Here is a 10424-nt window from a genome sequence, read left to right on the forward strand (position 1 = left end):
ATACTCTAATTAACCATGAGCCAGCGGATTTATATTTTCGACACCACTCTGCGCGACGGCGAGCAAGTGCCGGGCAGCCAGCTGACCACTGAAGAGAAAATTGTGGTGGCGAAGGAACTGGAACGTCTGGGCGTCGATGTGATCGAAGCGGGCTTCCCGGTTTCAAGTCCGGGCGACTTCCGGTCGGTTGTCGAGATTTCGAAAGCGGTTTCCGAGCCGGTCGTCTGCGCCCTGTCCCGCGCCAAGAAGGAAGACATCGACGCGGCCGGCGAAGCGCTGAAATATGCCAAACGCAAGCGCATTCATACCGGTATCGGTTCGTCGGACATTCATATCCGGAATAAATTCAACAGCACCCGGGACCAGATCCTGGAACAGGCCATTGCCGCCGTCAAACACGCCCGGACCTACGTCGACGACGTCGAGTTCTATGCTGAGGACGCCGGCCGCGCCGACCTCGAATTCCTGGCCCGTCTGACCGAAGCCGTCATCGGAGCCGGTGCCACAGTAGTCAATATCCCGGATACGACCGGCTACTGCCTGCCCGACGAGTACGGCCAAAAGATCAGATACATCTACGAAAACGTCTCGAACGTCCATCAGGCAATTATCTCCATCCACTGCCACAACGACCTTGGTCTGGCGACGGCCAATACCCTGGCCGGGATTCAGGCCGGCGCCCGCCAGGTGGAGGTGACCATCAACGGCATCGGCGAACGGGCCGGGAATACATCCCTCGAAGAAGTCGTGATGGCACTGAAAGTGCATCAGGAGCTCGGTTTTGAAACCAATATCGACGCCCGGCGCCTGTATCCGATGAGCCAGCTCGTCTCGCAGATGATGCGGATGCCGGTGCAGCCCAACAAGGCCATCGTGGGCCGCAACGCCTTCGCGCACTCGTCCGGTATCCACCAGGACGGCTTCCTGAAGCACTCCGAGAACTACGAGATCATGAACCCGCACGATGTGGGCGTACCGGAGTCGTCGATCGTGCTGACCGCCCGCAGCGGCCGTCACGCGCTCAAACACCGGCTCGAACTGCTCGGCTATCGCTACGACAAACCGACGCTCGATACCATCTACAAACGCTTCCTCGACATGGCCGACATCCGCAAGGAGGTCAACGACAAGGATCTGATGGAACTGGTTCGTTAAAAAACGACGGACTTTACCAGGAAGGACAACCGGAAAGGTTGTCCTTTTTTAGTTTCTTTGGTTATGAAAACGATTGAGGTTCAACTAACGGTTTCCCCCGAGTATGGCGATATCCTGACGGCCGAACTGGCCGAGTCCGGTTTTGAGTCCTTCGTCGAGACGGACGAGGGCCTGAATGCCTACATTGCCGAGACGGATTTCAACCCGTCTGCATTCCAGTCGATTATTGACAAATACGCCGGCCAAACGGCAATAGTCTATCAAGTCGGTACGTTAGAAAAACGGAACTGGAACGAAGAGTGGGAGCGCAATTATCCACCCATCGACGTCCGCGACGCCATCCGGGTCCGGGCTTCCTTCCACGCGCCGGAGCCGTCCTTCCGCTATGACATCGTCATCAACCCGAAGATGTCGTTCGGGACGGGGCACCACGAAACGACGTCCATGATGCTGGAACACCAGCTCAGCGTCGATGCCGCCGGAAGAAGCGTGCTGGATGTCGGGTCCGGAACCGGTATTCTGGCCATCCTGGCGGCCCTTCAGGGTGCCGAACGGGTGGTGGCTTTCGACATCGAGGAATGGGCCGTGGAAAACGCCCGCGAAAATGCCGTGCTGAACGGATGTCCGCAGATCGAAGTATTTCAGGGCATGATCGACCAGGTCGGCGCGGACGAGCGGTTCGACATCGTGCTGGCGAACATCAACCGGAACGTGCTGCTTCAGGACATTCCGGCCTATGTGCAGCGCCTGAAACCGGGCGGCACGCTGCTCGTCAGCGGCTTTTATGAGTACGACGCCCCGGATATCGAGCAGAAAGCGAAAACCGAAGGATTGACCAAAACCGCCCGGCTTACCAGAAACAACTGGGCGTCGATCCGATTTATGAAGTAAGGGACTTCCCTCCCCGTCCGGCGTCTCCGACGTCCGGCCCCGAGCGGAGTTCGTAGTTTGCTGGAAGATGATGAAACGATTCTACTGGATAGTGCCCGTATTGCTGTTGACGGCCTCGACCACCTGGGCACAGAGCGTCAAACTGTCCGAAAATCCGGAGCAGTTTCTTACCGATCTGCAGAAGCTGATGAACGCCGGCGGACCGTATGCGCAAAAGGCCGAAAAAAACCTGGAAACGCTCTTTACCGAGAACCGCCTGTCGGCTCCCCAGAAAGACCGGGTCATGGCCCTCAGCCGCAAAATGAACGCGAAACGCTATCAGGCGGCCCCGCAGTTCGCGCCTTTCTATGAATCGCTCTACCACCTTCTGGTCACCCAGCAGGCCGGCCCGGCCGAAATCGACGGCTTCCTGACGGTGGCTGAAAACGCCTTCGAGAAATACGACGCCAAAACGCTGTCGAAAGTGCTGGAAACTACCCGCCTGTTTGCCGAAAAACGGCAACTGTACGCCAGCAATTACAATAAACTGGCCGTCAACGGCGGCACGTTCTCGTTCCGGCTGGCCGACGCGGCTGCCAACCCCACCACCCCGGCGGCTGATACCACCGCCAAAAAACCGCAGGCCCCGGCCAAAGCCCCGGCGAACAACGACGGCTGGGATCTCCCTGTCGATTCGACGGGCAAGGTGATTCCCATGATTTCGGAAGTGAGCCGCAAACCCATTCCTGCCCTGAACGGCCCGGTGCTGGAAATAAAAGGTGCCGATCTGGTCGTTCTGACCGCCAACGATTCGGTTCCGTTGAAGAAAACCGACGGGGCCCTGCTGCTGAAAGACGGCATCTGGGTCGGGAAAGGCGGTACGTTCACCTGGGAACCGGCCGGGCAGCCCGAAACCTTCGTCACCCTGGCCGACTATTCCTTTCCGGTCAACGGTCCGAAAATCACGGCCGACGACGTTACGCTGACCTACAAACCCCTGGCGAAACCGGTGAAGGGGCGGTTTGAGTTCGACAGCAAGAAACGCACGGCCCGACAGCCGGCCACTTACCCGCGCTTCGTTTCCTACCAGAACGACATCGTTCTCAACAACATCGGCAGGGATGTGCTGTACCGGGGCGGTATTTCCCTCATCGGCACGAAGCTCTACGGCGCGTCCGCCAACGGCCAGCCGGCGACCCTGCTGGTCGGGTACAAAGGCAAACCGGCCTTCCGGGCGCGCAGCAGCCGGTTCGAGTTTGCCGATTCGGTCATTTCCTCCCCTCTGGCGGCTTTCACCGGCTACATAGACGCGGCCGACACGCTCTATCACCCCGGCGTCACGTTCCAGTATGACAACCAGACCGGCGTCGCCCGACTGGGACGGGCCGAGAAGTCCGGCTACTCCGATACCTATTTCAGCGACAGCTACCACAAATTCTACATCCAGCCGGAAGTCGTGCGCTGGGATCTGCCGCGCCAGAAGGTCGATTTTTACCAGATCGGAGCCAAACGGGAAGTGCCGGTGCGGTTCGAGTCCTTCGACTTCTTCCATAAACAGCGGTATGCCGGCATGTCCGAAGACTTCGGATTTCATCCCCTTCAGGTGGCCGCCAATTACGTTTCGACGAAAAAGACCCAGACGTTCTTTTCGGACGATCTGGCGCAATTCGCCCGGATCAGCCCGCCCGTGATGCGGAACGTCCTCAGCCGGATGGTAGCCCTCGGCTTTATCGACATGAACCCGCAGACGGAGGAGATGAGCCTGAGCCGCAAAGGCGTCCTGTACGTGCTGGCCAACGCCGGGAAGAAAGATTACGACAACTTCCTGGTCCGCTCGACTTACCCCTCCAGCGACAGCACGACCAACGCCACCATCAGCCTCAACGACAAGTTTCTGACCATCCGGGGCGTCGAACGGTTCAGCATCAGCGACTCCCTGAAAATCACCGCCGTTCCGACCGACAAAACCCTCCGGATCGGCAAGAACCGGGCCTTCTCGCTGAACGGACAGATGAAATCCGGCAACATGCGCTATACCGGGCAGGACCTGGCCTTCAATTACGACCAGTTTTCGATGAATATGAACAAGATCGACTCGATCACCTTCACCCCGCAGGGCAAGGATCAGGAGATCGGGGGCGATATTCAATACGAAAAACCGGGTACGGTTTTCCTCGCCGACAAAGGCAACAAATCCGGGCAGCAGAAAAGTAAGAAAACCACCCAGCGGCTGCTGATGCCGGAAGGAATGACGGTCTACTTCAACCAGGCCAACCGGGGCAGCTTCATCTATAATAAGAATGTCTACTTCAAGGTGCCGACGGTTGACAACGACAGCGTCGGCAAGGGCGACATCGCGTTCGACGGGACCTTCTTTTCCGACGGTATCTTCCCGCCCATCAAAACCAAGCTCAAAACCATGCCCGACAACTCGCTGGGCTTCGAGCATACGGCCCCGCCGGCCGGTTATCCGATTTACGGCGGTAAGGGCAATCTGAAGTTTACGGGGAAACTGGTTATGGACCGGAAAGGCCTGCGCGCCGAGGGCGTCATTGCCCACATGAACGCCGAACTTCCGGCCAGGGATATTCTGATGATGCCCGATTCGGTGGTGGCGTCCGGGGTCGACGGCCGGATTAAGGAAGGGCAGGTCGGCAAGGCCTATTTCCCGGCCGTCGACATCAACAACTACACGATGAAGTGGTATCCGAAGGCCGACAGCATGAAAATCTCGACCAAAGCGGACCATTTCAGTTTCTACAACGGAACGACCAATCTGAAGGGTGACCTGGTGGTCCGCTCAGGGGGTCTGTTCGGGCACGGGGTGGTGAAACGGTCGGATTCGGAGACGCAATCGGAAAACATCAACTTCAGCAAGGAAGGATTCAGGGCCGGCAATGCGCAGTTCCGGGTGGTTTCCGGCGATAAACAGGCCAACCGCCCGATGCTGCTCGGCAATTTCGTGGACGTGGATTTCAACCAGGCCAAAGGGGTGGTGACGATTGCGACCAACCCGAAAACCAATGCGGCCATCGACGATACGCTCTCCTCCGTTCTGGAGTTCCCGAGTGCCGCCTACAAGACGTCGATCAGCCGCGCGCAGTGGAACATCAACGCCAAAACCATCGTGATGAAAGGGGACGTGAAGACCTCTACCTTTACGGCCACCGCCGAAGATCAGGAAGGTCTTTCGTTCCATGCCGCATCGGCGGTTTACGATGTGGAGAAAGCCACGCTCAACATCAGCGGCATTCCCTATGTTACCTCGGCCGACGCCCGCATCTACCCCGACAAAGGGCTGGTGTCGATCAAGCGCAACGGCGAAATGCTGCCGCTGAAAAATGCCCGGCTGGAACTGGATACGACCAGCCTCTTCCACAAACTCAAGAACGGAAATATCCAGATTCAGTCCCGGACGCGCTTTTCCGGGGATGCGGTCTATCAGTTTGCGGCCGCCAAAGGCGATACGGCCAGCATCAAGATGGGCAGCTTCGAACTGAAGGAAGCCGCTCCGGTGGCCCTGGCGTCCAACTCACCGAAAGCCGGCCGGAAAAACCGGGGCGACAAACCCGCCATGACCTATTATACCGTGGCCCGGGCCGACGTCGACGAAAACGACCGGGTCATGCTGGCCCCGAGGGTGCAGTTCCGGGGCAATGTGACAATGATGGCCCCCGAACAGGACCTCAAGCTGGAAGGCGCCATCAAAATTGCCCTGAAAAAACGGCCCAACCTGGTCAGCGACTGGATTCCGATGAAGGAAAAAATCGGCGAAACCTTCAGCATCAAGGTCGATCAGAACCTGAAAAACGACGGCAACCAGCCGCTCACCGCCGGGATTCACTTCCGGGGCGGAGGCAGCAACGGCCTCTACCCGACCTTCCTCTCCACCAAGGAATCCGACAAGGACGACGACCTGTTCCGGGCTACCGGCCTGATGACCTACGACGACAAGGAGAAAGTGTATCGGATCGTGAAAAAGGACGAAGGCGGCCTGGACGACGTCGAGGGGGCCTTTACCTTCAACGATGCCGGCGGGGTGATGACGTTCAAAGGGCCGGTCAACGTCATGAATACCGGGCCGAATAATTTCGTTTTTGCCGCCGGGTCGGGGTCCGTCAACGTGGACAGTACGCTCCTGCGTCTGAATGCGCTGGTCGGCTTCGGATTCCCGGTGCCGCAGCCGGTCAATGCCGCTCTTGCCGATAAAATCGTGAAGGCCAATCTCGAAGAGAAAAACGACGATCCGGCCGACGACGACCTGGACCGGCTGACCGCCAAGCTGTCTGCACTCATCGGCCAGAAAGCCACCGACCTGTACCGGACCAAGGCCCAGAACCAGCACGTTTCCATCACGCAGGCCGCCCCGAAATTTGTGGCTTCGCTGGTGCTCTCGAACGTGAACCTGCGCTGGTCGGACAAATACGGCACGCTGTACAGCACCGGGAAGATCGGCGTGTCCAACATTGAAACCGTCGACATCAACGCCGAAATGGACGGTTTTGTCGAAATCCGGAAAGCCGACGGGGGCGACGAAGCGACGATTTACCTCGAAGCCTCACCCGACATCTGGTTTTTTTGGGATTACAAACCCGGCCAGTTGGCCCTGCTGAGTTCCGACCAGGAACTGAACGACCGGATCATGGCCGGCGGTAAAACCAGCGGTAAAAACGCCATCGCCATTGTTCCGGCCGATATTATCGAGAAGAACCAGTTCGTCGACCGCTACCTCGATCAGTACAAGACCAAAGCCAAACCCAAGCCCCAGCCCAAAACGGCCGCCAAAAAGGAGCCGGCCAAAAAAGAGGAAAAGAAGAAGGAAGACGACAAGAAGGAAGGTTTCTGAAAACCGTTCACTACCCCCAACCGTTATTCTCCTGCCATCCGGTACGGGCCTGGTGAGAAGTATACCAGTCCGGTATATTTTTAGTCAATCATAAGTCGATGAATGGTAACAAACCAAAAATAATTTGTAAATTTGTGGTTCGAGCGTTCATCAAAGACGCAAACAATTTCTACTTTTAAAGGCTCTGCATACCCGCTCCGGCGGTTCGGTCATTGTTCTGTCAATATCTATTGAGCCGCTTCGGCGGTTGAATTCTTAAATGAACGTATTACTGATTATTGCGACGACACTGCTGGCTTACCTCCTGGGTTCGATCCCGACGGCGGTCTGGTATGGTGAAGGTTTCTTTGGATTAGATATTCGAAAGTTTGGAAGTGGCAACGCCGGAGCCACCAATACGTTCCGGGTGCTGGGCAAACGGGCCGGGACCATCGTGATGCTCATCGACGTTCTGAAGGGCTATACCGCCACCATTCTGTCTACCTTATTATGGCATTTCGACATCATTGGGACGCACGAAATCCTGACCTTCAAGCTGGTTTTCGGCCTGGTCGCCGTCATTGGCCACTGTTTCCCGATTTTCGCCGACTTCAAGGGCGGTAAAGGGGTGGCTTCCCTGCTGGGCATGGTTCTGGCGATTCATCCGGAAGTGGCGGCCGTCTGTATCGGCGTCTTCCTGGTCGTGGTGATCTCTTCCCAGTACGTTTCCTTAGGCTCCATGCTGGCGGCACTGGCCTTTCCGGTGCTGCTGCTGGTACGGGCCTTCGGTCAGAAGGAAAGTCCGCTGCTGATCGCCTTCGGTGTGGTGGTGTTTCTGTTCGTGGTGCTGACGCATCAGAAGAACATCGGCCGGCTGATGCGGGGACAGGAAAACCGGACGCGGCTGATCAAATTCCGAAAAAAAGACGAAGAATAAGTTTCAATCCCGACCGGATTGCATGACGCCCCGAAGTGAGTAACTTCGGGGCGTTTTGTTAGGCACCCGTTGCCCGGACCCAAAAGAAATCCTCATGTTACAAACGTATCTGAACGAGCATAAAGAGCGCTTCCTGAACGAACTGTTCGACCTGCTGCGAATCCCGTCCGTCAGCGCAGACTCCAAATTCAAAGACGACACCCGCCGGACGGCCGGGTTTGTCCGGGAGAAACTGACGGCCGCCGGACTCGACAACGCCGAACTGCACGAAACGGAGGGCCATCCGGTGGTATACGCCGAGAAGATCGTCGACGAATCGCTGCCGACCGTGCTGGTCTACGGCCACTACGACGTTCAGCCCGCCGATCCCTACGAACTCTGGATCAGCCCGCCTTTCGAGCCGACCATCCGCAACGAACGGATCTACGCCCGGGGCGCCTGCGACGACAAAGGCCAGTTTTACATGCACGTCAAGGCGCTGGAAGCCATGCTGGCTACCGACGGCCTGCCCTGCAACGTGAAGGTGATGATCGAAGGGGAGGAGGAAATCGGCTCTGAACATCTCGGAAAATTTGTGGCCGAAAACCGGGAGAAACTGAAGGCCGACGTCATTCTGATCTCCGACACGAGCATCATCGCCAACGACGTGCCGTCCATCGAATCCGGTTTGCGGGGCCTTTCTTATGTCGAAGTGGAAGTGACCGGCCCCAACCGCGACCTGCACTCGGGCGTTTACGGCGGAGCCGTCCATAACCCGGTCAACGTGCTTTGCCGGATGATCGCTTCCCTGATTGACGAAAAAGGACACATCACCATTCCGGGCTTCTATGACCGGGTGGTCGAACTCACGGCCGAAGAACGGGCCGAGCTGGCGAAAGCGCCCTTCGATGAGGAAGAATACCAACGCGATCTGAACCTGAAGGCGGTATTCGGGGAAGAAGGTTACTCGACGCCCGAGCGGGCTTCCATCCGCCCGACGCTCGACGTCAACGGCATCTGGGGCGGTTATACGGGCGAAGGCGCCAAAACCGTGCTTCCAGGGAAAGCCCACGCCAAGATCAGCATGCGGCTGGTGCCGGACCAGCATCCTGACGACATTACCGAACTGTTTTCAAAGCATTTTCAGGCCATCGCCCCCCCGACGGTCACCGTGAAGGTAACGCCCCACCACGGCGGAGAACCTTACGTGACGCCGACCGATTCGGTGGAATTTGAAGCCGCCCGGCGGGCCTTCCGCGAAGCCTGGGGCAAAGAACCTGTTCCAACCCGGGGCGGAGGCAGCATCCCCATCGTAGCCCTGTTCGAGCGGGAACTGGGCATTAAGTCCATTCTGATGGGTTTCGGCCTCGACATCGATGCGCTGCACTCACCGAACGAGAGCTACGGACTATTTAATTTTTACAAAGGGATCGAAACGATTCCCTATTTCTACAAGCACTACGCGGAACTGAAAAAAGCGCCCGTTGAAGCCTGAAAAACCATCCTATGCCACCTCCGGGCCCAAAACCCGGAGGTTTTTTTGCGAGATGAACCGTATCGTATTGTTCTGCCTCATCCTGGCCGGAACGGGTAAGGGCTTTGCCCAGTCGTCGTCCGACACCCTGATGAGCGCCACCCCCGTTTCCGCTCTTCCGGCCGACTCCCCCCGACGGGAGTTTTTACCGAAAGGGCACCTGTTCGACCCGATCCTGCTCGACCCGATCGAGGCCCAGACCTCGGCGGGGGTGCTTCCCGGCTACTGGCAGGCGTCCGACTTCGCCACCGGCTCCCTTCAAAAGTACGACGGGACGATAGTCCCGTTCACTTTCGGACTGCGGAAGCCGTTGATCCGGTGGATGAAGTCGCCGGAGCGGGGCAGCGAGTTGTCGCTGGACGTCGCTTCCTTCACGCAGTTCGAGGTCTATCATGACGCCAAACTGAACAAACAGCGCCGGCAGCTGATGAATACTGACTACCGGGTCAGCATTCTGTATAACGTCCGGGTTCGGAACCACGCCTGGCGTTTCCGGCTGTACCACCTCTCCTCCCACCTCGGCGACGATTACCTGATCCGGAACCAGATCAACTATTATCTCCCTAACCCGGTCAATTATGAGGTCATCGACGTGACCTACAGCCACGAAATCAACGGTTTGCGGAAATACGTCGGGGTCGGAATCGGCCTGCGGAAGCCGGAGGAACGCAAGCGGCTGAGTGCCGAGGCCGGGTTCTTCTACCGCCGACCTGCGCAGACCTTTGCCCGCCTGGTGGGCGGGCTGGACCTGAAAGTCTGGGAGCAGACCGACTTCCGGCCCGGCGTCAAAGCCGGTATCGGTCTGGAACTCGGACGAACGGCCAACAACCTTACCTTCCTGCTCGAAGCCTACAGCGGCTTCCGGCCTTACAGCGTCTACGAAAAACAGACGACGCGCTGGTGGGGCATCGGCGTGTACTTCAACCCGATTTAAAAAATTCTCTTCCGATTGATAACCCGGCCGGTGTCGCGGAGATAGTCAGGCAGAATCCTGTTCGTATCTCAACTTTTCACCCCGGGTTATCATGAAATCTTTACTGCTCCTCATCGGCTTCGCCCTGCTTCCGGGTCTGGAGGCACTGGCGCAAACCAGCCTGATCGTCTCGGGCGATTCCTGGCGGTAT

At 57.8% G+C, this 10424-nt stretch carries 6 protein-coding genes; all 6 read left to right on the forward strand.

Features of this window, described 5'->3' with window-relative positions:
* Positions 1-15 precede the first annotated feature (15 nt).
* Positions 16-1155, forward strand: coding sequence for a 2-isopropylmalate synthase (locus tag DX909_RS22445; RefSeq protein WP_128547469.1), 1140 nt, complete (start codon positions 16-18; stop codon positions 1153-1155).
* A gap of 63 nt (positions 1156-1218) precedes the next feature.
* Positions 1219-2046 (forward strand): 50S ribosomal protein L11 methyltransferase, encoded by an 828-nt coding sequence (gene prmA / locus DX909_RS22450; protein ID WP_128547470.1) that lies wholly within the window; start codon positions 1219-1221, stop codon positions 2044-2046.
* Between the two features lie 67 nt (positions 2047-2113).
* The gene (locus DX909_RS22455; protein ID WP_229311150.1) at positions 2114-6871 is read left to right on the forward strand and encodes a hypothetical protein; all 4758 of its coding nucleotides are present in this window, start codon (positions 2114-2116) and stop codon (positions 6869-6871) included.
* Positions 6872-7130: 259 nt separating this feature from the next.
* Positions 7131-7787 carry a glycerol-3-phosphate 1-O-acyltransferase PlsY gene (plsY, locus tag DX909_RS22460; RefSeq protein WP_128547471.1) on the forward strand — a complete coding sequence of 219 codons (657 nt, stop codon included), beginning with the start codon at positions 7131-7133 and terminating at the stop codon, positions 7785-7787.
* Positions 7788-7881: 94 nt separating this feature from the next.
* On the forward strand, positions 7882-9261 hold the full coding sequence (locus DX909_RS22465; RefSeq protein WP_128547472.1) for a dipeptidase: 1380 nt from the start codon (positions 7882-7884) through the stop codon (positions 9259-9261).
* A gap of 52 nt (positions 9262-9313) precedes the next feature.
* Positions 9314-10234 (forward strand): DUF1207 domain-containing protein, encoded by a 921-nt coding sequence (locus DX909_RS22470; protein ID WP_128547473.1) that lies wholly within the window; start codon positions 9314-9316, stop codon positions 10232-10234.
* Positions 10235-10424: the final 190 nt, after the last annotated feature.

Origin of the sequence: Larkinella soli (assembly GCF_003703975.1) — a bacterium.
GTDB classification, from domain to species: Bacteria; Bacteroidota; Bacteroidia; order Cytophagales; family Spirosomataceae; genus Larkinella; species Larkinella soli.

Excerpts from the sequence above, each read along its gene's own strand:
- prmA (WP_128547470.1), top strand. The coding sequence starts at position 1,219 with ATGAAAACGATTGAGGTTCAACTAACGGTTTCCCCCGAGTATGGCGAT.
- DX909_RS22470 (WP_128547473.1), top strand. The coding sequence starts at position 9,314 with ATGAACCGTATCGTATTGTTCTGCCTCATCCTGGCCGGAACGGGTAAG.
- DX909_RS22465 (WP_128547472.1), top strand. The coding sequence starts at position 7,882 with ATGTTACAAACGTATCTGAACGAGCATAAAGAGCGCTTCCTGAACGAA.
- plsY (WP_128547471.1), top strand. The coding sequence starts at position 7,131 with ATGAACGTATTACTGATTATTGCGACGACACTGCTGGCTTACCTCCTG.
- DX909_RS22455 (WP_229311150.1), top strand. The coding sequence starts at position 2,114 with ATGATGAAACGATTCTACTGGATAGTGCCCGTATTGCTGTTGACGGCC.
- DX909_RS22445 (WP_128547469.1), top strand. The coding sequence starts at position 16 with ATGAGCCAGCGGATTTATATTTTCGACACCACTCTGCGCGACGGCGAG.